Source organism: Coleofasciculus chthonoplastes PCC 7420 (assembly GCF_000155555.1).
GTDB classification, from domain to species: domain Bacteria; phylum Cyanobacteriota; class Cyanobacteriia; order Cyanobacteriales; family Coleofasciculaceae; genus Coleofasciculus; species Coleofasciculus chthonoplastes_A.
Window position 1 is genome coordinate 156,714 of sequence record NZ_DS989850.1, and the last position, 25,731, is coordinate 182,444.

The 25,731-nt window shown below is 43.2% G+C and carries 21 protein-coding genes; 8 read left to right on the forward strand and 13 right to left on the reverse strand.

Going from position 1 to position 25,731, the window contains the following annotated elements:
• Window positions 1-261 precede the first annotated feature (261 nt).
• The 3 genes from MC7420_RS15395 to MC7420_RS15405 form a co-directional block, all read right to left on the reverse strand.
• A complete protein-coding gene (locus MC7420_RS15395) occupies window positions 262-846 on the reverse strand; it encodes a general stress protein (RefSeq protein WP_006101596.1) in 585 nt (194 codons plus the stop codon).
• 543 nt (window positions 847-1,389) lie between these two features.
• On the reverse strand, window positions 1,390-1,860 hold the full coding sequence (locus MC7420_RS15400) for a BON domain-containing protein (protein WP_006101333.1): 471 nt from the start codon (window positions 1,858-1,860) through the stop codon (window positions 1,390-1,392).
• Between the two features lie 54 nt (window positions 1,861-1,914).
• Window positions 1,915-2,556 carry a general stress protein gene (locus MC7420_RS15405; RefSeq protein ID WP_006101397.1) on the reverse strand — a complete coding sequence of 214 codons (642 nt, stop codon included), beginning with the start codon at window positions 2,554-2,556 and terminating at the stop codon, window positions 1,915-1,917.
• A 177-nt stretch (window positions 2,557-2,733) separates the two neighbouring features.
• Between MC7420_RS15405 and MC7420_RS15410 the strand changes: the two genes are divergently transcribed.
• Window positions 2,734-5,391 carry a pentapeptide repeat-containing protein gene (locus MC7420_RS15410; protein ID WP_006101541.1) on the forward strand — a complete coding sequence of 886 codons (2,658 nt, stop codon included), beginning with the start codon at window positions 2,734-2,736 and terminating at the stop codon, window positions 5,389-5,391.
• Between the two features lie 151 nt (window positions 5,392-5,542).
• Here MC7420_RS15410 and MC7420_RS42545 read toward each other — a convergent pair whose 3' ends face one another.
• The 6 genes from MC7420_RS42545 to MC7420_RS15440 form a co-directional block, all read right to left on the reverse strand.
• Window positions 5,543-6,424, reverse strand: a complete 882-nt coding sequence (locus MC7420_RS42545; protein ID WP_232231722.1) for a hypothetical protein — start codon at window positions 6,422-6,424, stop codon at window positions 5,543-5,545.
• A complete protein-coding gene (locus MC7420_RS15420) occupies window positions 6,402-7,751 on the reverse strand; it encodes a DUF3696 domain-containing protein (protein WP_006101438.1) in 1,350 nt (449 codons plus the stop codon). Before MC7420_RS15420 ends, MC7420_RS42545 begins: the two co-directional genes overlap by 23 nt.
• A gap of 3 nt (window positions 7,752-7,754) precedes the next feature.
• A complete protein-coding gene (locus MC7420_RS15425) occupies window positions 7,755-8,873 on the reverse strand; it encodes a GmrSD restriction endonuclease domain-containing protein (protein WP_006101453.1) in 1,119 nt (372 codons plus the stop codon).
• A 105-nt stretch (window positions 8,874-8,978) separates the two neighbouring features.
• Window positions 8,979-9,332: a DUF2442 domain-containing protein gene (locus MC7420_RS15430; RefSeq protein ID WP_006101515.1), complete on the reverse strand. Its 354-nt coding sequence runs from the start codon at window positions 9,330-9,332 to the stop codon at window positions 8,979-8,981.
• A 75-nt stretch (window positions 9,333-9,407) separates the two neighbouring features.
• Window positions 9,408-10,028: a DUF4276 family protein gene (locus tag MC7420_RS15435; RefSeq protein WP_006101469.1), complete on the reverse strand. Its 621-nt coding sequence runs from the start codon at window positions 10,026-10,028 to the stop codon at window positions 9,408-9,410.
• Entirely contained in the window at window positions 10,022-11,212 is a 1,191-nt protein-coding gene (locus MC7420_RS15440; protein ID WP_006101328.1) for an AAA family ATPase, read from the reverse strand. The genes MC7420_RS15435 and MC7420_RS15440 overlap by 7 nt, the downstream gene beginning before the upstream one ends.
• A 240-nt stretch (window positions 11,213-11,452) precedes the next feature.
• On the opposite strand from MC7420_RS15440, the gene MC7420_RS15445 reads away from it, so the two are divergent.
• The 3 genes from MC7420_RS15445 to recQ all read left to right on the forward strand — a co-directional run bounded on the left by MC7420_RS15445 (window position 11,453) and on the right by recQ (window position 16,430).
• Window positions 11,453-12,514, forward strand: a complete 1,062-nt coding sequence (locus MC7420_RS15445; RefSeq protein ID WP_006101480.1) for a DNA cytosine methyltransferase — start codon at window positions 11,453-11,455, stop codon at window positions 12,512-12,514.
• A 144-nt stretch (window positions 12,515-12,658) separates the two neighbouring features.
• Entirely contained in the window at window positions 12,659-13,909 is a 1,251-nt protein-coding gene (locus MC7420_RS15450; protein WP_006101558.1) for a DNA cytosine methyltransferase, read from the forward strand.
• 391 nt (window positions 13,910-14,300) lie between these two features.
• Window positions 14,301-16,430: a DNA helicase RecQ gene (gene recQ / locus MC7420_RS15455; RefSeq protein ID WP_044207567.1), complete on the forward strand. Its 2,130-nt coding sequence runs from the start codon at window positions 14,301-14,303 to the stop codon at window positions 16,428-16,430.
• A 120-nt stretch (window positions 16,431-16,550) separates the two neighbouring features.
• Here the strand turns inward: recQ and MC7420_RS15460 are convergent, their stop codons facing one another.
• Window positions 16,551-19,748, reverse strand: coding sequence for a PAS domain S-box protein (locus tag MC7420_RS15460; protein ID WP_006101437.1), 3,198 nt, complete (start codon window positions 19,746-19,748; stop codon window positions 16,551-16,553).
• Window positions 19,749-20,492: 744 nt separating this feature from the next.
• Here MC7420_RS15460 and MC7420_RS15465 point away from each other — a divergent pair.
• Entirely contained in the window at window positions 20,493-21,059 is a 567-nt protein-coding gene (locus tag MC7420_RS15465) for a hypothetical protein (RefSeq protein ID WP_006101593.1), read from the forward strand.
• A 100-nt stretch (window positions 21,060-21,159) separates the two neighbouring features.
• Here MC7420_RS15465 and aroB read toward each other — a convergent pair whose 3' ends face one another.
• Window positions 21,160-22,254: a 3-dehydroquinate synthase gene (aroB, locus tag MC7420_RS15470; RefSeq protein WP_006101335.1), complete on the reverse strand. Its 1,095-nt coding sequence runs from the start codon at window positions 22,252-22,254 to the stop codon at window positions 21,160-21,162.
• Window positions 22,255-22,342: 88 nt separating this feature from the next.
• On the opposite strand from aroB, the gene petL reads away from it, so the two are divergent.
• Complete coding sequence (gene petL / locus MC7420_RS15475) at window positions 22,343-22,444, forward strand: cytochrome b6-f complex subunit PetL (protein ID WP_044207473.1); 102 nt, start codon at window positions 22,343-22,345, stop codon at window positions 22,442-22,444.
• Window positions 22,445-22,635: 191 nt separating this feature from the next.
• Here the strand turns inward: petL and MC7420_RS15480 are convergent, their stop codons facing one another.
• Window positions 22,636-23,868: a DUF1501 domain-containing protein gene (locus MC7420_RS15480; RefSeq protein ID WP_006101533.1), complete on the reverse strand. Its 1,233-nt coding sequence runs from the start codon at window positions 23,866-23,868 to the stop codon at window positions 22,636-22,638.
• A gap of 98 nt (window positions 23,869-23,966) precedes the next feature.
• Entirely contained in the window at window positions 23,967-24,182 is a 216-nt protein-coding gene (locus tag MC7420_RS39805) for a hypothetical protein (protein ID WP_232231714.1), read from the reverse strand.
• On the opposite strand from MC7420_RS39805, the gene MC7420_RS15485 reads away from it, so the two are divergent.
• Window positions 24,148-24,681 (forward strand): DUF4915 domain-containing protein, encoded by a 534-nt coding sequence (locus MC7420_RS15485; protein ID WP_232231720.1) that lies wholly within the window; start codon window positions 24,148-24,150, stop codon window positions 24,679-24,681. The two genes, MC7420_RS39805 and MC7420_RS15485, sit on opposite strands and share 35 nt — an antisense overlap.
• A gap of 604 nt (window positions 24,682-25,285) precedes the next feature.
• On the forward strand, window positions 25,286-25,585 hold the full coding sequence (locus MC7420_RS44100; RefSeq protein WP_006101559.1) for a transposase: 300 nt from the start codon (window positions 25,286-25,288) through the stop codon (window positions 25,583-25,585).
• Window positions 25,586-25,731 lie beyond the last annotated feature (146 nt).

Sequence of the window (25,731 nt, forward strand, 5' to 3'; positions counted from 1 at the left end):
AGCGAAGCCATGCCGCAGGCTTTGCATCTTGCTCGCTACTAATACCCAATTTAAATGCATGACAGCTTACCTGTTTGACGGCTTTCGTCATTTGCAATTTGTAAGGGTTTGAGGAATATTAAAATAACTTAATATTAATAGAATTGAGTTGATTTCCACCAATCTACTTAAAGTATAGCTTGGTGTAACCCGATTATATTGTTTCAGTCGGTTTTAACCGACTTAAGCAATTAGCCAAGAACTTGAGTTCTTGGCATCTAACTAGCGAGAAGCAGTATTTCGAGGAGCCTCATAAATTTTCCATTCACGAATTCCCATCGGACTAAGAATAGCTTCCGCCAAACCAACTTGATCAGGATTTCCTTCTACCATAATCAAATACTCACCTTTAGACACTAAATCGTGATAAACTTTAGCTTGCTCGTCAGGAACACCCCAACCGACTAAACCGCCAACTAAACCGCCACCCACAGCGCCAACCGCACCGCCAGCAACGGCTGTCGCAAACGCATTCGCCGCAACCGTACCAAAGGCTAAAACCTGACCAGCGCCAGGAAGTAGAAACGCCGCGTAAGTGGTAATACCTAAGGCTTCCAATGCGCCCAAAACAACGCCACCAATTCCACCAGTCGCCGCACCCGCTTTAGCACCTTTACTGACTTGATGTCCTTTGCCTTTTTCCACATCAACACCAGCAAGTTCCTCATTCCTACCTGCATCTCTAGCAACGACGGAGATTTGCTGTTCAGGGAAATCTGCCCGTTTCAAATCCTGTACCGCTTTTTCCGCTTCTTCACGAGTCGGGAATACACCAAGCGCGTGTCTGTTGTGTTGGTCTTCAGCCATGTTTCTCTCGCTTTCTTTTAGGATTGTTCCAGCACAAATTTAGCCTTTGGTGCTAGATTTGTGCTTTCTTCCCACATCTACTACACATTGGGTAAGGTATTCATCTATCAATAGAGATAAATTAGAGATAAATTTAATATCCAAAACCACCATTTGTAGGGGACTCTGAGGTATAGCACTACGCACTAAGGTTAGGACATAAAAGAAAAATTCAAATACGCTCAATCCCTTGTAAGGTAAGCTTTTTTCTTCACTATTGCCTATTGCCTATGACACCATTGCCGAGTGCGTAGCGCTATAAGCTGTTCGGCATTTAAACCTTAATATCAATAACGGCGAAAGCCTTGTAGTGCGTTTAGCGAAGCCATGCCGCAGGCTTTGCATCTTGCTCGCTACTAATACCCAATTTAAATGCATGACAGCTTACATAGACAGATCCCCGACTTCTTGAAGAAATCGGGGATCTTGCTTAAGGCTGTACCTCATAAACCTGAAATCTGCTGTATCTGTTGCCTGTTGCCTATTCGTTAAAAAACAGAAAATTTAACTGTTATAAGGCGGTAAATTGGGTCCCACCTCAGCTTGGACATTGACATCCCGAACCCCTCTAATTTCCCTTGCCAAAGGCTCAATCCGTTCCAGATTTTCTTGAGTTTGCACGTATCCAGTTATCGTAACAATTCCCTGATTAGCTTGAATCGCTAGTTGAGAGGTTGGCAGGTTAACCTCTAACTTACTCCGCACTTCACTTTGTACATTACGATTACAGCGTTCCTCTCCTTCTCTGAACAGATTGTATCGTTGCTCCCGCGCCCGAATGTCAGCATTGGCTTGCGCTCGGCGGGTGGGGTTCGTTGCATCGCTTTTATTTTTTAACACGGTGTCCAAGTCTGGAGGATTACCAACCTCATTAATCGAATCAGGAGCGCTAGTACTGGTTCTAGCGACATCACCACAGGCGGAAACTCCTAATCCTAAAACACTGGTCAAGCATAAGAGTGTAAACTTATTCATTTTTTCTGTCCTCTTCGACGGCAAATAATCAGTAAAGATGTATATCAATCCATCTCAATTCAGTTCCGGTTCTCGATAAACCGTTGATCTAGACATCTGAGCATGAGGATCATCAACAGCCGTAACGGGGAAATCGGTATTTATCCCATCCATCTCTGGAGCATTGTAAATTCCCACTTCTTCGATTCCTCCATCTTTAAGTAGAGAAATTGCCTGACGAATTTGATCATCCGTACCTTCAACAATGACCAAAAAATCACCCCGTAAAAATCGTTCATGATACGCTTTGGCGTGTTTCTTGGGAATACCTAATCCAATCAGTGCGCCCAAAAGTCCACCACTAACCGCACCAATTCCTGTCCCGGCTAAAGTTGTGGCTACAGCAGTCCCCAAAGCGTCTGCTAACATGATTGGACCAATCAGAGGAATCGCTAACGCACCCACACCGACGAGTACGCCAGTTACCAATCCAATGACACCACCGACAACAGCGCCATTCCCCACCTGTTTCGCCGCTTGATTACCCTTGCGAGTCTTCCTATCCGTATCGTGAAGCGACTCCTCTTCTAATTCTCGGGTAATCACGGTAACCTGATCCAGGGGAAAATTAGCCAAGTGGAGTTCCTGTAGTGCTTGCGTCACCGCGTCTCGGTTTGTAAAGATACCGATTGCCCGTTTGTGTTGATGTAAAGCCATTGTTCTATCCTTCTACACGCTAAAGATGAATTAGTCTGTTTTAATTTATAAGTAAATTTTATCATTTATCGGATCTTGTTTCCTCAATCAATAGGTGTAACTTTAGTCTCTATCCATAGAAAGAAGAAGAAGGAGGTTTATACACTATGAACTCCCTGTTCCCTGTTCCCTTAACGAATGACGAATAAATTTATTACCACAGAACCACTCGGTAAAGGAGGTGAAGGCGGAGAACAAAAAGCCTGGGACGCCGTTCAGAAAGCATTTCGCGATCGCACCTGTATCGGGTATTGGCGCTATCCTATATTTTCCAAGGTGGGCAAGTCTCGCAAGGAACCCGATATCTTGATTGTGGACGCCCAACTGGGTTTAATCGTGATTGAGATTAAATCTGTCACCATTGACCAAATTCTGGCAATTACAGGTCATCGCTGGGAATTCCAAAACTATTACACCACCAGCAGCAACCCTTACCAACAAGCAGAAAATCAATTATTCTCACTCTTGGGGTATTGCGATCGCGAACCGATATTGCGCCGTAAAGTCACAGGGCGGGCGTTAATTTGCCTTCCTTTAATTACCGAGGCTGAATGGTACCAAAGCGGCTTCTACCAACTCCCTAGCTGTCCGCCAATTATCTTTCAAGATAATATCATTTCCTGGACTTTTCTAATCAAACGGATTCAGCAAACCTCTCCAATTATCAAAGGAACACCTCTGAATAACCAGCAGTGGAAATTACTGCAAGCGGTGATTAGTGGCACACCTGTTTTTCGGAAAAAACAACACCTGAAAGGACACAAAAATGCTATCCAAAAAACTATTAATGGCACACCTCAACAAACCCGTGGTAGTATTCTGGCACAGGTACGCCAACACCTATCTGAATTCGATTTAGCCCAAGAACAAATCGCCAAATCCATTCCCCCAGGTCCCCAACGGATTCGGGGGATAGCAGGTTCCGGGAAAACCGTATTACTCTGTCAAAAAGCCGCCCACATTCACCTCAAGCATCCCGACTGGAATATTGCCCTAGTTTTCTTTAGCCGCAGCCTCTATCACACCATTATTAGCCAACTGGATAAATGGTTGCGTCGCTTTAGTAGTGGCGAAATCAGATACGACGCCAAAGGTCATCGCAAATTAAAAGTTCTCCACGCTTGGGGAGGGAGAAAACAACCGGGATTTTATAGTACCCTTTGCCGACACACAGGGGTAAAAGCGCTTACCGTTAACGATATAGAAACCAAGCAACCGCATCAGGCATTAGCTGAAGTTTGTCTCAATCTTTTACAAGAGACAGCGATTCCAAAATTATACGATGTTATTTTAATTGATGAAGGTCAAGATTTAATTGTTGATGACTCCTTAAAATTTGAGGGAAAACAGCCCTTTTACTGGATGGCATATCAGGCATTACGCCCCGTTGATCCCACTCAACCGGAACAACGGCGGTTAATTTGGGCGTATGATGAAGCCCAAAGTTTAGAAAGCTTGAATATTCCTAATGCCAGTGAGTTGTTTGGTGAAGACTTAGGGCATTTAGTTACCGGACAGTATGGGGGAGGAATTAGAAAAAGTGAAACCATGTATCGGTGTTATCGTACCCCTGGGGAAATTCTTACCGCCGCCCATGGAATTGGGATGGGATTATTACGACGGGGAGGAATGTTAACTGGAATTACTCGGATTGAGGATTGGCAAGCGATTGGCTATGAAGTCACTGGAACGTTTCGCCCAGGTCAACAAATTACCGTGAGACGTCCTCCAGAACATTCACCAAATCTAGTATCAAAACTTTGGCAGGGTTCCTTATTTGAGTTTATCGCCTATCGATCGCGCCAGGAAGAATTAACCGCATTAGCCGATAATATTATCTACAATCTTCGCTATGACGGACTTAAACCGAGTCGCGAGATATTGGTCATTGTTTTAGGGTTGGGATTAGAAGCGATGCGACTTGAAACAGCAGTGGCAGAGTTTTTGATGTCTCAGGGAATTGATATTTATCTTCCTAGTGCCATGGATTGCAATATGCTGCACATTGATAAAGATCATCGTGATCCAAATAAGTTTTGGTGTGAGGGTGGCGTTACTGTGTCTCGTATTCATCGGGCGAAAGGAAATGAAGCGGATATGGTGTATGTGGTGGGGTTAGATAATGTGGCAAAAGATGAGAATAATCTGCAATTGCGGAATCAGTTATTTGTAGCATTAACGCGGGCAAAAGGGTGGGTGAAATTGAGTGGCGTGGGTTCTTATCCTTTGTATGAGGAAATGTGGCAGGTGATGCAAAGTGGCGATACGTTTACCTTTACCTTTCGCCATCCGCCCCAGCGAGAGATTAGTGTAACCGATGTTGGGGAAGTGCGATCGCGCTATCAGAGTGGGGGGAGAAATTTTCAGAATGCGGAGTTAGCCGGGGCGCAGTTAGCGGGGGCGGATTTGCGGAATGCGAATTTAATTGGCGCGATGTTGCGGGGGGCAAATTTACAGCAGGCGCAGTTAGATGGGGCAAAGTTGGTGATTGCGGATTTGAGTGAGGCTGACTTGAGTGAGGCGAGTTTACGCAAGGCGAAGCTAGTGGGGGCGAGTTTGAAGCAGGCGCGGTTAAGCGGGGCGGATTTGAGTTGGGCGAAGTTGGGGAATGCGGATTTAAGGGGGGCGGAGTTAGTGGGGGCGAAATTGGTGGGGGCGAGTTTGAGTGGCGCGGATTTAAGGGAAGCTGATTTGACGGGGGCGAATTTGGATAAGGCAGATTTGAGTGAGGTGAATTTCGAGGGGGCGACGATGCCAGATGGGAGTATTTGTAAGACTAATTGGCGTGAACTATGACAGGGTATGGTAGGGGCGGGTTTCACTAAAAAGGTTGCGCCGCTTAGAATTCACGCTGGTAAACCCGCCCCGATTTAATTGTAAAATCTATGCCACCATTTTAGCTATGTCAGTCCAGTAGTTTGTGTTACTCGTAACCAAAAATGTATAACTATGATATATTAATAGTTTTCTCACTGTCAGATTTTGATTCATCAATTTCCCCTTGTAAATCAGCTTCTCCAAGGTGTCGCTGCCCAGTTTTGTCGAAAACTTCTAAATGAGCGGCTTTGCCGTAGTGTAAATTATCGACGTACCAATATTTACCTGTAGAGATTTCGCAATAAACCACTCTCTCATCATACCTAATTCTAGTTCTTTTGAATCTTTTAGTATCTCGTAATATAGTTTGTTCATCCTGAGGAGGAACAGTAGAAGATTCATCATATTCTATTTTGCTTAGTTTTAGTTTTTTCTCTAGCCAATTCTCAAGAGCTGCTTGATTGTCAAGACTATCTAAATCAATGGATTGAGTTTCATCATTGTTTTTGATTATAGAAATTAAACAACATTTACTAATGTCGGGATGGGCAATTATAAAGCTAGAATTGGTAAAATTAATCACTAAATAAGTTATGTAGCTGTTTTGAAATTGCCTTTCAGCCACTTCTGCTAATGAAGTGTTTCTGACATCTCGACAGGATTGAGGTGTAAAGTAATCGAAATAATCATTTAGAGAATGGACTTGTTCTTTACGCCATTCTTTTGCATTCAATTTATTAAAAACGATATTTTTAAAAGCTAGCTTCAGAGACTTATCTTTGATTTGATTTAAACTTTGCTGGAAATTAGAGCCTTTAATAGCATCATAGTTAACAAATAAATTACTATCTTCTTTATAGATAATCTTCTGTTTTGTTTTTTTATTGAGTAAATCAAAAATAGATTTAAAAATTATTACTGCATCCTTAAACTCGGCATCTGTTAAATACTGACCTTCTAGAGACACTTCATTAATAAATATTTCCATTTTATAGTCCAAAAAGCCGTTCAAAATCTTTATCCATTTGGTCAAAAAAGCCTTCGGGCCACTCCTCAATACCACCATCAGGCTGCACAGGAATTTCTACAACTGGCTGTTTAGGCTTTTGCTGAAAATATAGTATCTTTAAATCTTCATGATTCAAAATTTTATCTAGAACTGCTATTCGCAAAGCATTCAAAATATGATCGCTGTGGGATTCCATAAAAACTTGCACACCACAGCTACTTACTTGAGCTAAAAATTTAGCCAGTCTTGATTGTGCTTTAGGATGTAAATGTGCTTCCGGGTTTTCTACAATTAACATTTCACCTTCTTTGGCAATCAATGCTGAAACAACAATCGGTAAAACACAATGATATCCAAAGCCAATATTAGCTGGTCTAAAACGGTCTTTTGATGTACTCGCATTCATTAAGAGTTCAAGTATATTACTATCTGAGCCTAAAATTTCTACCTTTGCTCCATCAAAAATATTATTCAGCCATTCTTCTGTTTGAGTTGCTAACGTTTTGGCGTCTTCTCCTAAACATAAGTTATCGTTAACTAGATAATCTTTATTTTTATGTAGTAAATTAGCTGTAAATTCACCTTTTGAACCAACATTGGGAAATTTCGTCAAGGTGGATTTAAAATAAAATTCTTGTGGACCCACACGGTCTGCTGATATGTAATGAATCCTGTCGAAATACAAAGATTTATATAGTTTTGAATCTATTTCAATATTTTCACCTCTTGCATTTTCAAAAATTCTATTATCGGAGAAAGGTAATAATTTTAACAATGAACAAGAGCCATTATTTTTATTTTCTTTTTCTTGAGTACTAAATATGAAATTAAATCGATTGGGATGCAAGTCTTGATTGCATTCATCAGATTTTTCATAAACTGAGTTCAGCTTGTATGATATACTGTTTAATTGATTGCTATCACGTTCTATAATCTCATCATTAAATTCAATCCTACTTATTTGAGCGACCATATCATCTTCATAATTTTCATTGAAATGATATTGAGCAGCTCCAATAATTTTACTATTATTATTTTTAGGTACTTCTATATTATCTTCATACAAATATCTAAATACAATGGACTCTTCTCTTGATATATTGCTATTTCTAATTTCATTAAAACTACCTAAATTCAGACAACTACCATTTAATACAAGTTGGGCAGCATTATCGTTATGTTCTATGGATTGTCTCATTAAAAGTAAGGATTGAAGCATGGTTGATTTACCACGTCCATTAATCCCTGTCAGTAAAGTTAACTGCCCCAAAGGAAAGTCGGTTTCTTCCTTAAAGCATTTAAAGTTTTTTAGAATTATCTTTTTGAGCATTTTTTACACATCTCCTAAAATTTCTTGGGCTAGCTTAAACCTAGTAGACACCTTGGCTTTACCGCTCGTGGCAAATTTTATAGAATCGAGATAATCTTGATTTTCTAGTAATTCACTAAAATTACTTTTAATCGCCTCTTTGTGTTTTTCTAAAAACTTATCATTACTTATAGAGAAAAAATAAGATACCGATTCAAAAATTGCAATATTTATTCTTCCTCTAGTCTGACCTGTAGGTAAACGAAAATTTTTATCCCCAAAAAAATCGAAACTCAAGTTCATTACTCGCTCAAAATTCCTTTTCAAAGCTTTTATTTCTTCATCTGACATCAAGTTTATTTTTTTCATTGCCTTTTCTAAAAAATCACTCAAATCACCCTGATAATCTTTTGTGTAATCAAAAATCCTGAAAGCTAAATAACGCAAAATAATTTCTCTATCTTTCATCCTTTCGGGTGAAATTCCCTTGTCAATGGCTTTCCTGAAATATTCTTGTTCTGATAACTCTTTAAGCAAGTTTGTTGATTTACCTGAAAAAATACAGTTTCTCACTTCTTGACGACTAAGGTTTGTTCCCCCCGTGTTAATTCTGTTGAAAATATCATAAACAACTTTAACGGGAACGGAGGGCTTTATGATATACAAATTAAGCTTTTTGTCTTCAATCCTTGTTTGATAGTCACCTGGTAATTCTTTTAAGTCAGTGAAATTAGAACCATTTAATTTAGGTAAAGCTTCTAAACCACTTAACTTAAATGTATTATTAACAAAATCATGTAAAGTTGTAGTACGTTGTAGTCCATCCACAACAATGTACTTGCCCTCTTCTGTTTGATTTACATACCAAGGCGGAAGTGGAAAATTGAGAATGACAGACTCAATAAATTTGCTTTTTTGCTCTAACTTCCAAACTCTAGGATTGCGCTGAAAATCCGGATCGATAATAAGCTTACCATTGTCATATTTTCTCATTAACTCGAAAACTGTCTGAGGATCTTCTCTAATGTCGATATCGGCTTTAGTTGGGTCATAGGGATACAATCCACCACTATCACCACTATCTTCTTCGGCAGTATCCTGATCAGTAACAATTACGTCGCTCTCTTGTGCTACGCTATCCATTTTTCTCTTACGCCTGGTGAGCTTACTTGTCAACTCTTAACTATTTTAGGAGAATACACTCATATCAACCAGAATGCATGAACAGGACAAGAATGCGATCGCGCCCTAACTTACCTTCATCTTAATCTGAGCCATCCACGCCGCCGTGCCAAACACACCAGCCAAAAGCGCCGGAACACTAAAATCCGCATCCAGCTTCTCCCAATGCAACCCATCCCCCGATGGCGTCACTTCAACCTCAGCCAAATCCTCTGGAGAAGCACCTGCTAATCCTTGCGCCAATGCTGGGGGAAAGCTAAACGTCGCCCCACTCTTCAAATTAATTATCACGCGATCGCGACTCTGGTCATAATATGCCGATTCCGCCCTCGGTTCAACAACATTGGCAATGTCTGCGGCTTCTCTGGCTTTTGCGATCGCGGTTTTGATCGTTGTCTCATTCCAACCTGAATTAACCATGAAGTTTCTCCCATTTTTTGAGCCGTTCTATTTGATATTTAGTTACGATTTTCAACACTTTTACAGTCTACCTTTTTAGATTGTCTCTCCCATAATTTGAGCAAGAGTGTTAAAGAGGCGATCGCAATTCGGCGCGGCTTTACGTACCTTCGCAACATCCAATAATCCTAAAAGCTTTGAAGCGTGTTGTATCTTTTGGTATTCACCCTTGGATGTATGGCGAGTAGCTTGCTTTAAACTTGGCTCTAACGAATCCTTATCAATCTTCTCGACATTTGGATTTCTAGGGATTGAATTTTCTCTAAATCCTTTCCCATAGAATTTTTTTAGGGCATCAATATCGGCAATAAACCAAGCCTCCATTGCTTGCACCATTAAATAGCAATGGGTATCATCAACGCTAGGTGAATCCCAATTATCCCTAGATTTCAAATGCGCCCAAGGTCGTTGTTTTACTGTTTCCTCTGAGTCAACCAGTAGGACATTGAAAGCATCAGGATAATCTGCCAAAGCATTTTTGAAAGAGCTAAAAGCATTATTACGAGAACCACAGACAACAATATCCCATTTGATTCGCTTGCTCCGCGCTATCTGCACCATATCTCTCAGAAACCCGCTAAATCCTTGCCGCATTTGCCTTTTTGTATCCCGATCATCTCCACCCCCTTCTATGTAAATACGAATTTCTTTTACCATCGCGTTCCCCCAATCTCACCCATGCTCCAGAGTTCACCTAAAGAATAATTTTCTAGCCACTTTTGCAACCGTTCAGGGTTAAGTCGGCGTAGATGAGTTCCTCGATAATCTCGCTCACACACCAAAACTGATTCAGGAGGAAGAGAGGAAACTAAAGCCTCTGAATGGGTTGTAACAATTAACTGAGTTCGTTCAGACGCTTCGACTAACAAATCAGCGATAGTAGACATCATGTCAGGATGTAAGCCAATCTCTGGTTCTTCAATACATATCAGTGGCGGTGGGGTTGGGTCAAGAAGTAAAGCCAGTAAAAATAGATAGCGAAGTGTACCATCAGATAAACGAGTTGCAGGGATTGGTTGAATTAAACCCTCCTCGCGGATAAATATCTGAACTGTACCGCCATAAATCTTTACTAATAGTTCTTCTGCTTCTTCGTAAAACGTCTTGAGTTTCTCGATAATCGCTCTACTTCCCAGTTGGTATTGTAAGTTGTTCAAAAACAGTCCAAGATTACTCCCGTCTTCTAGCAAAGGGTGTTCCGGTAAGTCCGCTTTCTGAGGCAATCTCGGTTCTGAATCTCGTCCGATATGCCAGTCACGATATAGACTAATCCGGGAAAATTGATTGCCTAGATAGGTGAGTTCGGGATATTGATCGGGATCTTTCCTCTGAGACAAAACAGATTGATCTAGAATCAGATCGTCTCGACGTAGAGAACGTTGACTTCTTTGCCCATCAGATGGTATTTTAATGTTTAAAACTGGATGACCCTGTTGATAGCGGTAGTAAAAATAAACATCCGCTTCACCGGGGTAATAGCGTTCATTCTCCACCGCTTCATCGACCAATTCTGGTTTTTGACCAACTACACTCAAACCCATGCGATAGCGCAGCGGCATCAGTCCTTCTGGGTAGTCTATAGTTACCTCAATTTTAGCTGTTGTAATTTCCTTTTGACCTTTCCAAAGTAAATCACTGACGCCTCCGCCTTTACGAATTGGGGCAGTTAAATCTGTGGGAGTTGCCTTCAGAAGTCCAATGGCTTCAATTAAGTTCGACTTGCCCGATGCATTGGCACCAATCAGTACATTAAGGGGTTGGAGTTCGATTTCTTCACCCTCACTTCCGTAGGATAGTAAGTTTTGTAATCGCATCGTGCGAATAAACTGTTTACCTTCCATTTCTTTAGTTTAGCTTTTATTTATTACCTGTCATAATACGCCGACTCCACCCTAGGTTCAACAGCATTGGCAACTTCTGCGGCTTCTCTTGCTTTTTGTTATCACTGCTGTGAATGTTGTCTTATCTAAACCTAAACCAGTCGTCGTAGATATGTCTATGCTGCGTCTAAAGACTAACCTATCAATTCAAGGTTAAGGGATAGACAAGATAAGCGTGCGATCGCGTCCTAAAATAGGAGAATGCGAAACCAACTCCCCTACCTTGATTTCCTCTCTCAAGAACTTCAACTTCCCCCCATCGATGCGACAGCACCTTTGGTGATTGATCTGTTTGCTGGCTGTGGGGGACTAGCACTCGGTTTTGAAGCCGCAGGATTTAGAACCATCGGTTATGAAAAATTAGCAGACGCCTGCACCACTTATCAGCACAACCTGCATGGTTTCTGCTATCAGACCACGCTAGCACGCCAACCCGATTTAGTCGATGGAGCCGATGTCATCATTGGTGGTCCCCCCTGTCAACCCTTTAGCGTTGGTGGACATCAACGGGGGCTCAAAGACAGTCGCGATGGTTTTCCCATATTTCTTGATGCGGTTAAATCCTATCGCCCCCAGCTTGCCTTATTTGAAAACGTGCGGGGAATGCTATTTCGCAATAAAACCTACTTTGAAGAAATTGTCAGCGCTCTCAGGGAACTAAACTATATCGTTGAATGGGAAATCCTTAACGCCGCAGATTATGGTGTTCCTCAGCGCAGAGAACGTCTGTTTTGTGTGGCTCACCGAGGCGGATGGAAATGGCATCCCAAAACTCATCATAATTTACCGTATACGGTTGGTGAAGCACTGGGAGAACTCGCATTGATTGTACCATTAAACGCTAAGTTTCTCACTCCTAGCATGGATGAATATATCAAAAAATACGAGAAAGCCTCTAAGTGTGTTAGACCCAGAGATTTACACCTTGATGCCCCGTCTAGAACCGTTACTTGCCGCAATTTAAGCGCTCCAACAGGTGATATGTTGCGTATTCGCTTACCCGATGGACGTAGACGACGGTTAACGGTTCGTGAAGGAGCGCGTTTGCAAAGTTTTCCGGATTGGTTTGAATTCAAGGGTAATGAAGAAAGCCAATGTAACCAAATTGGCAATGCTGTTCCTCCCATTTTGGCAAAGGTTTTAGCCTGTTCTGTAAAAGCCTATTTACACAAACAATGTAGTGGTTCTCAAGGGTTAATAATACACACAAATGTAGGGACAGAATCCTTGCTTTCTCACAGAAGTAGAATGTCACTGACTTAAGCTGGGTTCGTAGTAGGCACTTTAGTGCCAGAAGCGCTAAAGCGCTTACTACAAACTCTAAAGTCAGTGCCATTCCACATAAGTACCTGATTATTTATTAATTATCTAAAGTGGTATAATCTTTCTATCCTTTAGGATTTATCAATGAGCATTCGCCCTAAACTATTCTCTTTCTTTGCTGGAACCGGATTTCTCGATTTAGGCTTTGAAGCCAGTGGTTTTGATATCGTGTATGTCAATGAAATTAATCCCTCCTATATGGAGGCTTACCGTTACTCTAGACAAGTTCTGAATCTGCCACTACCCGAATATGGATACCATTATGCCGACAATGGAAACATTGAGCAACTTACAGAGGGGGAAAAAGCCCTACGTCTCTGGTATTTAATCCAGGATGCTCGGAAATCTACAGATATTGTCGGTTTTATTGGCGGACCTCCCTGTCCAGATTTCTCAGTTGGGGGAAAAAATCGAGGTAAGGACGGCGATAATGGTAAGCTTTCTGCTGCTTATGTTGAATTAATTTGCCAACATCAACCGGATTTCTTTTTATTTGAGAATGTTAAAGGATTGTGGAAAACGAAAAAACATCGCCTTTTTTTTGAACAGCTTAAAGAAAAGCTAAATCAATCCGGTTATCTCTTAACAGAGCGTCTGATCAATGCCATAGAATACGGCGTTCCTCAAGATAGGGAGAGGATTATCCTGCTGGGATTTCGTCAGAGTTTAATTAGAGATATAGAACTCCCCGTTGAGCCAAGTGCAAAATTCATACCTGAAGGAATTTTTCCCTGGGCGACTTATATTTTATATCCAAAGCAGACCGTTTTTTCTTGTCCTTGGGCTGCGACTGATCCATTTCAGGAAAATTCCCATCTACCTTGCTCTAATGAGATTATTCAGGAACTAACGGTTGAATATTGGTTTAGGCAAAACGATGTCCTTAACCATGCGAATGCTCAACATCATTTTAAACCGAGAGCTGGTCTCAAGCGATTTCTTTCTGTGGCGGAGGGAGATGATTCCAGAAAGTCATACAAACGCCTTCACCGATGGCGTTACTCCCCTACTGCTTGTTACGGAAATAATGAAGTCCACTTACATCCTTATAAAGCGCGTCGCTTATCTGTTGCTGAAGCGCTTGCTATACAATCTTTACCTAAAACTTTTGTCCTTCCCGATAAAATGTCACTGACAAATATGTTTAAAACAATTGGTAATGGTGTTCCTTACTTAGCATCCAAGGCTATTGCTCAAAGTATTCTAGACTTTTTGTCAACAACCGAATGGCATTACGAACAGCCAAGTCAAAAGCAATTAGAGTTACCCCTGTCACCGACGCTGTTTGACTGCCAGTCCAAAGCGCTGCTTGATGTCTGTGTTGCCCACCCTTGAATTTTGATAGCTATGCAGACTAACCGTCTACAGACTATCAGTGACAAATAGGCGAGTGCCTTAAAAGCGCTTGATTTCCTAACACTAAAGTGCTTACTACGAACAGAAGCGATCGCGCCCTCACTGCCTTAAGATGAATGGCACTGACTGGTATGCTGGTGGGCAATGCCCACCCTACGGTAGATCAAGGGTTTTGGCGCTACCCAAATGCTCATTTCAGTGCTATTCGCCTTAAGATATTCGGTTACAATTGCTAATGCTTTTATTGCCTAATTGGGACAGGCGGATTTGAGTGAGGTGAATGGGTAGGGCGTGAGGATATGCGATGGGTGGTATAAAATACCAAGGAGAGATCAAAATGATTGAGTCAAAAGCGCCCACAGCATCCATCATGTATCAGTTGCAATCCTTGGGGGACGCCCTCAAACAGTTTTTTGGATATACTACCTTCCGCCCAGGACAGCAGCAAATCGTTGAAGAAGCGCTTCAGAACCGTGATTTGCTGATTATTATGCCCACGGGGGGCGGTAAGTCGCTGTGTTTCCAACTTCCGGCTTTACTTAAACCAGGGTTAACGGTGGTGGTGTCGCCGTTAATTGCGCTGATGCAAGATCAGGTGGATGCCCTAGTGGATAACGGCATTGGGGCGACATTTCTTAATAGTACCTTGAGTTGGGATGCAGTGCGATCGCGGGAAATGGCAATCCTCAACGGTAAGATTAAACTGCTGTACGTTGCCCCAGAACGCTTACTGGCAGAGCGATTTGCGCCCTTTTTAGAACAAGTGCGATCGCAGGTGGGAATTTCGGCGTTTGCGGTTGATGAGGCGCATTGTGTCTCAGCCTGGGGACATGATTTTCGCCCGGAGTATCGGCAGATTAAACAGTTACGTCAACGGTATCCCGATATTCCCATTTTGGCGCTTACCGCTACAGCCACCAAGCGGGTGCAGCAGGATATTGTCCAACAACTCACACTCCGTCAACCGAGTATCCATATTGCCAGTTTTAATCGCCCCAACCTTTACTACGAAATTCAACCTAAACAGCGCCAAAGCTATAACCAACTCTTCAAAAAAGTTCAATCCCATAAAGGATCTGGAATTATCTATTGTCTCAGTCGTCGTAGTGTTGACGAAGTAGCATTTCGACTGCAAAAAGATGGCATTTCAGCCTTGCCTTATCATGCGGGGATGAGTGATATTGACCGATCCAGTAATCAAAATCGTTTTATTCGCGATGACGTGCAAGTGATTGTGGCAACTATTGCCTTTGGTATGGGAATTAATAAGCTCGATGTTCGCTTTGTGATTCACTACGACTTACCCCGAAATTTAGAAGGGTATTATCAAGAATCGGGACGGGCGGGACGAGATGGAGAACCTGCCTATTGTACCATCTTTTATCGTCCCGGTGATGTGCCTAGACTGGATTATCTGATTGATCAAAAACCTGATCCAAGAGAACAGCGCGTTGCCCGTCAACAGTTACAGCAAATTCGCGACTACGCTGAAGGAACCGATTGTCGCCGCACAATTTTATTGAGATATTTTGGTGAACGGTTTAAGGGAAATTGCGATAACTGCGATAATTGTTGTCATCCTAAACCCGTTGAAGATTGGACAATTGAAGCGCAAAAGTTTTTGTCCTGTGTGGCGCGTTGTCGGGAACGGTTTGGCATGACTCATATTATCGACGTGCTGCGAGGTTCCCGGAAAAAGAAGGTGGAACAGAATGGACATCACCTCCTCTCAACCTATGGAATCGGCAGAGACAAAAGCATTGATGCTTGGAAAATGCTGGCGCGATCGCTCCTGCATCAGGGATTAATGGATGAAACGACGGATGGGTATCGGGTACTAAAGCTGAATAAACGCAGTTGGGAAGTGCTTCGCAAACAACGTTCTGTGCATATTGCGATTACCCAAACCCCTGTAGCCAAGGCACTATCCGATGTTAGTCCGAGAACGGCGGAAATTGAATTGCTGTTTGAGAGATTGCGAAAGCTACGTAAACAAATCGCGGATATTCAATCGGTTCCCCCTTATGTAATTTTCGCTGATTCTAGCCTCAAGTTAATGGCACGAATGAAACCTAAAACACTGGAGGAGTTTGCCCAAATATCGGGGGTAACGGCTCACAAGTTGACGCAGTACGGCGAGCGGTTTGTGTCGGAAGTTCGAGAGTTTTGTCAGGGGCAAAAGTTACCTGTTCCTCTGCCTTCAAATAGCCAAATGGTAACCTTACAACTGTATCAGCAAGGATTAAGTATAGAGGAAATTGCGGAAAAACGGGGTTATGCTCCTAGCACCATTCTTACTCACTTAAGTGAGCTAATTGAGCAGAATCAGCCTATAGATTTAAACCGATTAGTAGCCGCAGAACGACAAAAACCCATCTTGCAAGCGATTCAGAATGTTGGCACAAACTCCCTGAGAATCCTGCGGGAAGAGTTGGGAGAGGATTATAGTTATGGTGAAATTCGACTTGTGCGATCGTGGTGGATTCGGGAGAAGAGTTAAGGATTGATGCTTATGTTTACGATTAGATAATTGGGTATTATAGCAACCGTCATAACGGTTAGGATGCATCATTTTGTAGAGACGCGCCATGGCGCGTCTCTACTTTGGACAGGATAGGGTTCAATCACTAATCGGGATCTGAATCCAGAATTCTGTTCCTTGTCCCGGTTCAGAATAACATTTTAGAATACCGCCATGTTTTTCGACAACAATCTGGTGACTAATTGACAACCCTAACCCTGTTCCCTTACCCACTGGTTTTGTGGTAAAGAAGGGATCAAATAAGCGATCACGCACGGTTTCGCTAATTCCGGGTCCATTATCGCGAATCCGAATTACCGCTTGATTCTTGTCTACAACCTCGGTGCTAATCCAAATCGTTGGGTTAAGGGTTGATTGGCTCTTTTCTGTGGCACTTTCCTCGGCTTGAATTAGAGCATCAAAGGCGTCAATGGCATTGCTAATAATATTCATAAAGACTTGATTCAGTTGACCCGCATAACAGGCAACCGCAGGCAATTCCCCGTATTCTTTGATCAGCGTAATTCCTGGAGAATTCCCACAAGGTTTCATGCGGTTGCGAAGAATCAATAAGGTACTATCAATGCCTTCATGAATATTAACTGGCTTCATTTCGGCTTGATCGAGCCGCGAGAAATTCCGCAAGGAAATCACGATCTCTTGAATCCGATCTGCTCCCATTTTCATTGAGGAGAGCATTTTCGGCAAGTCTTCGATGAGGAAGGATAACTCAATGTCTTCTATAAACTCTTGAATATCAGGCAGCGGATTAGGATAGTACTGTTGATAACATTCGATGAGTTGTAATAAGTCTCCAATATAGTTCGTCGTATGACTAAGATTTCCGGTGATGAAATTGACCGGATTATTGATTTCATGGGCGATTCCGGCTACCATTTGACCAATAGTAGACATTTTCTCGGTCTGAATTAACAGCGATTGGGTTTGCCGCAATTCATGTAAGGCTTGTTCTAATTGGTTTGCCTGGGTTTGAGCCGCTTGCGCCGCCGCCCGGGTTTCGGCAAATAATTCCGCATGTTCGATCGCGATCGCGAGTTGATCCACGACAGCTTGCAGTAATTTAACTTCGCGATCGCTCCATTGCCGCGAACCCTGATAATGACTACAGATAATCGCCCCCAGTTGTCCGGTTTTCGTTTGTAGCGGTAACACTAATCCGGAGGTAATTCCCCAATCAGCCAATAGCGATCGCGTTTCGGGGGCTAAGTTTTGGGTTTGGCTGACATCATCAATTCGCAGGGGATGTAATCGGTGAATAATGTCCGCTAAGGGGGTAAGTTGTGGGGGAAGACAGTCGCCTAATAAACTGGGTAAATTGGGATCTCGTGCTTCATGGGTAACGCTTAAACTGGGTTGATCTGCGTTTGAATTTAACCACAAAAAGTGACAGCCGTCAACCTCCAGCAATCCCCGAATTTCCGTGACGGCTATGTCTAGAATCGTATCGACTTCTAGGGAATTGCGAATTTGGCTAGCTAACTGAAACAGTAAGGCTTCCCGGCGACTGAGGAGTTCTTCGCGTACCCAAATCCGGTCAATAGCTACCGCGATCGCATTCGCCACCCATCCCAATACTCCTTGTACGATTTTAGAGAAGGGTTGGCAACTATGTAAGGCAATAAACCCAACTAGATGAGATTCGACAATCAGGGGATAAATTCCGATAAAGGTTTTGTTGGACAAGTCATGTCCCGGCGTTAAGATCGGACGATGAATCGGCTTCAGGGTTTGGGCGACTTTGGCGATTAAGCCTTGGTTGGTGAGGATGCGTTGAGGGAATAGGTGTGTGGGTAACTGTTCACCACTATGCGCCTGCAATTCTAAGACTGAGGGCATTTGCGTCTCGTCTGTGATGCCCGTCACTGTCCAAATCCCAGCACCCAAGGCGTTTAGATGGCGGATCATGGCTTCGGTACACCGTTTAAGACTTGCACCTAGACTACCATTTTGTCCCACCAGAACCGCGCCAATATCGGCTTCTAAGGTAGACAGACGAGATCGTTCTAGCAGACTGGCTTTTCGTTGCTTGGTGTTGGTAATATCACGGGCGATCGCATGGATGACACCTGCTTCGGCTAAAGGTAAACAGTTCCAAGCCAGCCATTTATATGATCCATCTCGACATCGATAACGATGCTCAAAGTAAATATCTGATGAACTCTTTAAAAGGGTTTGCCAAGCCGTTAATGTTGCCTTGTGATCATAGGGATGGACGAAATCGAGGAAAGCTTCGGAGAGGAATTCTTCTGAGTTATACGCCAGGGTTTTTTGAAAGGCGGGATTAATGCGTTTAAACTTACCATCGAAACCAATCACCGCCATTAAATCAGGTGAGAGGCTAAAAAAGCGATCCAGTTCAATCTTGGCTTGTTTTTGTTCGGTGATATCCTTACAAATTGAGATATATTCATAAGGATTACCTTGGTCATCAACCAACGGCACGATGGTGGTATCCACCCAATAGAGGTTGCCGTCTTTGGCGCGATCCTGAATATCGCCACGCCAGATTTTGCCCTGAGAAATCGTGTTCCACAAGTCCTTAAAAAACTGGGGTGAGTGATAGCCAGAATTGAGTAAACGATGATTGGCGCCATAAAGTTCATCCCTCGAATATTGAGATATCTGGCAAAATTTATCGTTAACGTAGTGGATCTTACCGTGAGAATCTGTAATCGCGACAATTGACGAGTGATCCAACGCTACTTTCATATCGACCAGGTTCTGTGGGGATGTTTGTAAGGCTTTTTCCAGCCGTTGACATTGATAAACCTGGGATTCTAAGTCGATTACTTTCTTTTGCCATTCTAACTGCGCGATCGCCTGTCGGCTTAATGCGGCTAGAGCATCCTTTTGTTGCACCGTAAACTGTCGCGGCACTCGATCAATCACTAATAAAATACCGACCGTTTCATGTTGAGGGGTAATTAAGGGAACGGCTGCATAGAATCGGATTGGGAGTGACGTTATCTGAGACTCAGATAAGGCTAGAGTATCTTCGACCACTAATAACGGCTTATTTTCTGTTATTATCTCCTGGCTGATTTGGCGACAAAACTCTAAGTATTGCGGTGTGAAATCGGTGTCTAAACCCACCTGTGAAGGCAACCACTGACCTTTGGTATCACAGAGACTGATCAGGGCGATCGGAGTTTGGACAACGCTAGCAGCTAAACGAGTTAAATCCTCAAATGTTGCCTTAGCCGCCGCATCAATATGGCGATCTGGATAGAGTTGCTCAAGGTTGACTGTTGTGTTACTCAATACTAGCGTGTTCATTAACTTACTACTCCTTACCCTTGTCAAAGCCAGATGCACGAGTGTTACGTCCTTGCCATGAATGTGATGACTCCAGTGTGATCGATGTTGTCTGGTTGAGCAAACCCTATCCTGGCTTCAAGATAGGACAATGTGTGCATAGCTTAAACACATTAGGAAACTCTTGTTTAAAGAAGGGCTTTAGTGTATTATTTGGGTTAGCCCAACGAAATCCTGGTCTGCTCAAGGTTAGTACGCTTGTCCCTAAACCTACTCGTTGGTTAAGGTTGCCGCTACCCAAATTAACGTCTATACTTCGATTCAGACTTCCACTTTCCTGGCTATGCAGGTGCTGCTGGGAAAGACGCTGGGAAAGAGGCTGGGAAAGAAAATTCACAATGTTTCCCCTATTCAATTGGTACGTTAGCACCAAGGTAATACGTTTTATCACATAGCAACAAGGAAGAGATTGCGCTCCAGGAAAGGGGCGGGGAAGAGAGGTTAACCATGTTTCTCCTATTTTGGCAACGTGCAAGTTCACGCTTATGAGGCGTTTACCGCTTCTGATCAGGGGCATTGTGTTACGATCTTAACCAATTTTAGGATAGCTTTACATTTTCTTCATAAAAACAGCTAGGGTGGAGGGATGAGGGGTAATATCAAGTCCGGTAGCATCGTTATCGTTATTACTTATGGGTAAACGGTTAAAAGGGTAGAAAGCTTTAGACTAAAAATAATTAAGCATCTAGTTAAAATTGAGTCGAAGTGGTCTACCGAATTTGGCAACGTTGTTTTTGGGGAGTCTCACTGTTCCTCAGTGTCTTTAGTTTAGCGATAGGGGTTGAAGCCCAACCTGCACCCGTGTTTATTCCGTTTATGGGATCTATCCAAAAAAATTTGCCTGTGGGGTTAGCCATGCGCTTACCCACTGAGTTACGAGTGAATGATCTTTTGGATATTGATCCAAACCAACTGATTGTCCGGGTTTTTCCCTCGGAAGCCCCCCCAAGTTATATGGTAAGTCTGTTTACCTGCGATCGCAGTCCGAATTCCTGCTTACTAGGTAGCTTTTCGGTACATCCCAAGGAGTCGGCGAGTGCGAGGCGTGATCTCCAACGCCATGAAACCTTAGGCGATCGCATTACTTTAACGCCTACTGTGGCTGGATATTTGATTGAAGGACCCCTGCAAAATCCCTCCTACCCCTTCTCTACGGTGATGTGGCAGCAAAATGATATGATTTATACGATTAGTTTTCCTGCCATTGAACGCCAGAATATTCTCTACATGGCGCTTTCTATGGCAAGGGAACAAGGGTTTTATCGTCGTTAGTTATTCGTTATTCGTCATTCGTCATTCGTCATTCGTCATTCGTCATTTGTCATTCGTCATTTGTCATTCGTCAGGGAAAAGAGAATTAGGAATAGGGAATTCATAATTTATCACTCAAAACTTGGCGAATGACATCGGCGGGAACTTGATCGGTTATCGTTACCTCACCAATTTGCGTGGGCAGAATAAATCTTACTTTGCCATCTTTCACTTTCTTATCGGTTTGCAAGGTATCAATAATTGCATCAATATCCAATCCCGGTGGTAACTGAGTCGGTAATCCGGCTTTCTCAATTAACGCCTTTTGACGTTCCGCTTCCGGGGATGTCCACATCTGAAGTTCTACAGCAATTTGACCCGCCGCAACCATGCCAATCGCCACCGCTTCCCCATGATTAACGACTTTGTACCCGGTTAAACTTTCAACCGCATGACCAATCGTGTGACCATAATTTAAAATGGCTCTTAATCCCGCTTCTTTCTCATCTTGACTAACAACATCGGCTTTGGCTTGGCAAGAACAGGATAAAATAAAGGACAATAATTCCTCATCTAAATACCGCCGTTGATCGAGACGCTTTGTACTCTCCAACTTAGCAAATAATTCAGCATCCCAGATTACGCCATATTTAATCACTTCTGCCATTCCCGCCCGTAATTCTCGTGGGGGTAGAGTTTGTAAGACGTGCGGATCAATTAACACAAAGCGGGGTTGGTGAAAAGCACCAATTAAGTTTTTGCCTTGGGGATGGTTTACCCCTGTCTTACCGCCAATAGCGGCATCCACCATCGCTAACAGGGAGGTGGGAACTTGCACCACATTAATCCCCCGTAACCAGGTAGCCGCCGCAAACCCGGTCATATCCCCAATTACGCCTCCCCCTAATGCGACCATGGTTGAAGAGCGTTCTAAGCGGTTCTGGAGGGCGGCATCGTGGATTTTTTGGATGGATTTGAGTGTTTTGTACCGTTCGCCTGCGGGTAGGGTACAATGAGACACCTGATAACCGACTAATTTCAGCGCCCCGATCGCCCGTTCCCCGTAGCGGCGAAAAATGGCGGGATTGGAGACGAGGAGAACCTTTTTCCCTAGTTTCAGCCGACTCATCCAGACGCCGATATCATCCAAGCTTCCTGGCGCGATCGCAATATCATAAGACTGCGGTGGTACTTCAACCCGAATCACTGACTTCATCTGATTTGCCCCAAGCAACTGTGGGCTGTATTTTATCCCACTTAATGATTTAATGGTCTACAGTAAGACGTTTTTGAGAGAACGGTAAATGTCTGGATCTGGAATTGTTGCCTACTTTTTAATCCTCGGTGGTGCTACGGGTGTCGCCCTAGCCCTGTTTTTTGGTCTCAAAGCGGTCAAATTGATTTAAACCGAGAGATGAGACCCAACAAATTTTTGTTGGGTTTCACGTCGTTCAACCCAACCTACTACTCATTTACCACCACCCGTCTAGGAGTCTAGTATAGCCGTGAACTCAAGTTCCGGCTCAAAGCTAAAACCCGTTAAAACGGGTTAAAATGTCTAGTCAGCTTTAGCTGACTTTAGCTATCAGCCGGAAATTTATTTCCAGGCTGACTGCAAACGATGATTAGAAGTAAAGCCAGGAAAAACCTGAGCAACTTGATTCGCCTTAAGTTGTATATGTTGTTCTAATAGGGATGCGATCGCCTCTCGAAAATCGGTGGTGACGGCTAAGTCTCGTCCTTGGAATAACGCCGATTCACTCAAACCAGACCATTCCCCATAGACTTTACCACCACGAATCCCACCCCCCAAAATCCACATCACATTACCATGTCCGTGATCGGTTCCCCCATTGCCATTCTCTTTCACCGTGCGACCGAACTCCGATAAGATGGCGATCGCAGTATCAGAATAGACTGATCCTAATTCCTTAACTAGAGTCACTAATCCTTGTGCCAAAGATTTCAGTTTATTGGCAAACTGACCCTGACTGCTTCCCTGATTAATATGAGTATCCCAGCCACCTAACGCCATAAATGCCAATTGAGTCTGGGAATCTCCCACCATTAGCCTCGCCAGATTCCGGGTATCTTTAGCAAATCCATTTGGAGGGGGTGCGCCGTTGTCAGCTTCTCGCATTTCAGCCGCTAGGGTAGCCAGCAAAATTTCCCGCGCTTGTTGTCCTTCCTGATAAGCTAGATGAATCGGATCATTCCCCCGGTAAAGGCGTTCAAAGGCTGCATTGAGTTGAGAACGGTCTACTGATAGAGAACGGGTGGCTTGATTTCCCGGTGGTAGACTAGCCACAGAATTTTGACCCATCAGAATAGGCGAGATCATCGAACCGATATTGACGGCTTGAGTGGGTCCTACTTCAGGGAGAGTTGCTAACAGGCGATTCATCCAACCATCGGATGTGGTTTTATCGCCAGGAGTTCCACTTTCCATATAATTTTGAGCATCAAAATGAGAGCGAGTGGTATCCGGTGATCCGCAAGCATGAACAAATGCTAAACTTCCTTGTTTCCATAAAGGCATCAGGTCAGCCAAGGCGGGATGCAAGCCAAAATGACCATCTAAATCTAGCACTCCTCCCTTTTCTTTGGGTTGGGGAATAGCAATTCTAGGTCTGGCTTCGTAGTAGTCTGGGTCTTGATAGGGAACCACCACATTTAATCCATCGATACCACCGCGCAGGAATATGACAATAAGTCGCTTGTTGGTAGTTGTGGAAGCCATTCCTCTAGCCGCCCAACCATGCAACCCAATCGGAGTAAGTCCAGCAGCAGTCAAAAGGCTAGCGTATTGTAAAAATTTGCGTCGGTTCATGGGGATAGGTGACGGAGAGGGAGAATTGAAAGTCGGGTCGGCTTAGCTGTTCCACACACAAAGGATATCATTAATCACAGGGTAAAAGAGTCAGTTTGTCAAGGTTGTGGCAATAGAGATTTTTGGCGATCGGTTTTGGCATAGTACCCATTGTCGGGGCTGATTGACGCGACAATAGATCTGTTCTGACTGACTGCATACTTCAGATGACGAACTTTCCTCAGCACCAACCCAAGGACGACCCAATGCGGTTTAGCCGCTGACCGAGGTAGAATTGCCATTGGTACAGCCAACCAAGTTTGTGAACTTCGCAATGTGCCAGCCGTTGCTCAGAAGTTGGAACCTATCGGTAAGCATGACGCTTGCTATCTTCCCCGCAATTCTCATATTACTGGGGATATTGATATCCATGAAATGGCATGGGCGCAACAAGAACTCTGGTTTATCAATACCCGTTTTTCTTGTCTATGTACTCTAGACTTTGACCACAGCTTTGTCCCCCGTTGGCGACCTAATTTTATCAGCGCTTTATCACCAGAAGATCGTTGTCATCTCAATGGTTTAGGTATGGTAAATAATCATCCTAAGTATGTCACAGCATTGGGAACAACCGATAGTCGAGGAGGCTGGCGAGAAAAGAAGGCTTATGGTGGCGTATTGATGGATGTAGAGACAAATCAGGTAATTGTCCAGGGATTATCAATGCCTCACTCACCCCCTAATAGTATCGGTGTTAGCAATGCCACTACCTATGCCGATGCCATTAAAGTAGTAACCCCTGCCACCTTTTACTGTGTTACGGGTCTTCCGTAGTTGGTGTGCTAAATTGTTAGTTGGAAAGCCCAAAATCTTGGACAGCAAGAGCTTCAACCATTTAGACCCGGATTTCAAGTCGTTTTTAGTAGCTTAGAGGCTACAGTCCTTATTTAGCTTGCTCTTTGGCTATTAAAACTGATAGTTTAGCACACTAAGTCCGGAAGACCCAGAAAATTATCGATATCTACGAAAGTGAACCGATTTCACAACGGCGTCTAGCCAAGCGGTTTGGAGTGGCGAAGCACGACCGTCGATAGAATGCTCAAAAAATTAAATATCACTGTTAAAAAAAAACGTTCCACGCCGATGAGAAAGAAACTGAACGCACCCAGAACAAGCGGGTAGAGTTTTGGCAACTGGTTCAAGGCTTTATAGCCGAGAACCTGGTCTTTATTGATGAATCAGGGGTCAATCTGGCTTTAACTCGCTTGTCGGCTCGTTCGCCTAAAGGTCAGCTCTTCCCACGGTAAGAGACCTCAGACAAGGGGGAAAAATGTTTCTATCATTAGCGCTCCCTTGATTACAAGGTGTTGTCACTCAAGTAAGTCTTCTAGGTGCTATTGATGGTCTCACTTTTGAAGCCTTTATCGCTCGTAAATTAGTGCCGTATCTTTGGTCTGGAGCCTGTGTCATTCTTGACAACTGCTCTATCCATCTGGGAAAAAGGATTGAATCATTAATTCAGGAGGCAGGAGCAACACTGATTTATTTACCTCCCTATTCTCCAGATTTTTCCCCGATTGAAAATTGCTTCTCAAAAATTAAATCGATACTGCGAGCTATGGAAGCCAGGACATATCCGGACTTAGCCAAAGCGATAGAAAAAGCATTTAGCCAAGTTTCTTTAGATGACATCAAAGGATGGTTTACTCATTGTTGCTACTGTACCTCACTAGACTGAGAAATGCTGTATTTGTAAATATTTATTACAATGTAAATTAACTTAATAAATGCGCTAAAGCTTTGATAGAGGGAAAACGAGTTAAATGATACTTAATATAAAAATAGCTTTATTGTGATTAAGTAATTATTGTCAAAATCTTATCG

Excerpts from the sequence above, each read along its gene's own strand:
- MC7420_RS15425 (WP_006101453.1), bottom strand. The coding sequence starts at position 8,873 with ATGGATAGCGTAGCACAAGAGAGCGACGTAATTGTTACTGATCAGGAT.
- MC7420_RS15440 (WP_006101328.1), bottom strand. The coding sequence starts at position 11,212 with ATGGAAGGTAAACAGTTTATTCGCACGATGCGATTACAAAACTTACTA.
- MC7420_RS15430 (WP_006101515.1), bottom strand. The coding sequence starts at position 9,332 with ATGGTTAATTCAGGTTGGAATGAGACAACGATCAAAACCGCGATCGCA.
- petL (WP_044207473.1), top strand. The coding sequence starts at position 22,343 with ATGTCTGGATCTGGAATTGTTGCCTACTTTTTAATCCTCGGTGGTGCT.
- MC7420_RS15435 (WP_006101469.1), bottom strand. The coding sequence starts at position 10,028 with ATGGTAAAAGAAATTCGTATTTACATAGAAGGGGGTGGAGATGATCGG.
- MC7420_RS15405 (WP_006101397.1), bottom strand. The coding sequence starts at position 2,556 with ATGGCTTTACATCAACACAAACGGGCAATCGGTATCTTTACAAACCGA.
- MC7420_RS15395 (WP_006101596.1), bottom strand. The coding sequence starts at position 846 with ATGGCTGAAGACCAACACAACAGACACGCGCTTGGTGTATTCCCGACT.
- MC7420_RS15480 (WP_006101533.1), bottom strand. The coding sequence starts at position 23,868 with ATGAACCGACGCAAATTTTTACAATACGCTAGCCTTTTGACTGCTGCT.
- MC7420_RS15460 (WP_006101437.1), bottom strand. The coding sequence starts at position 19,748 with ATGAACACGCTAGTATTGAGTAACACAACAGTCAACCTTGAGCAACTC.
- MC7420_RS15450 (WP_006101558.1), top strand. The coding sequence starts at position 12,659 with ATGAGCATTCGCCCTAAACTATTCTCTTTCTTTGCTGGAACCGGATTT.
- MC7420_RS15400 (WP_006101333.1), bottom strand. The coding sequence starts at position 1,860 with ATGAATAAGTTTACACTCTTATGCTTGACCAGTGTTTTAGGATTAGGA.
- recQ (WP_044207567.1), top strand. The coding sequence starts at position 14,301 with ATGTATCAGTTGCAATCCTTGGGGGACGCCCTCAAACAGTTTTTTGGA.
- MC7420_RS15420 (WP_006101438.1), bottom strand. The coding sequence starts at position 7,751 with ATGCTCAAAAAGATAATTCTAAAAAACTTTAAATGCTTTAAGGAAGAA.
- aroB (WP_006101335.1), bottom strand. The coding sequence starts at position 22,254 with ATGAAGTCAGTGATTCGGGTTGAAGTACCACCGCAGTCTTATGATATT.
- MC7420_RS15410 (WP_006101541.1), top strand. The coding sequence starts at position 2,734 with ATGACGAATAAATTTATTACCACAGAACCACTCGGTAAAGGAGGTGAA.
- MC7420_RS15445 (WP_006101480.1), top strand. The coding sequence starts at position 11,453 with ATGCGAAACCAACTCCCCTACCTTGATTTCCTCTCTCAAGAACTTCAA.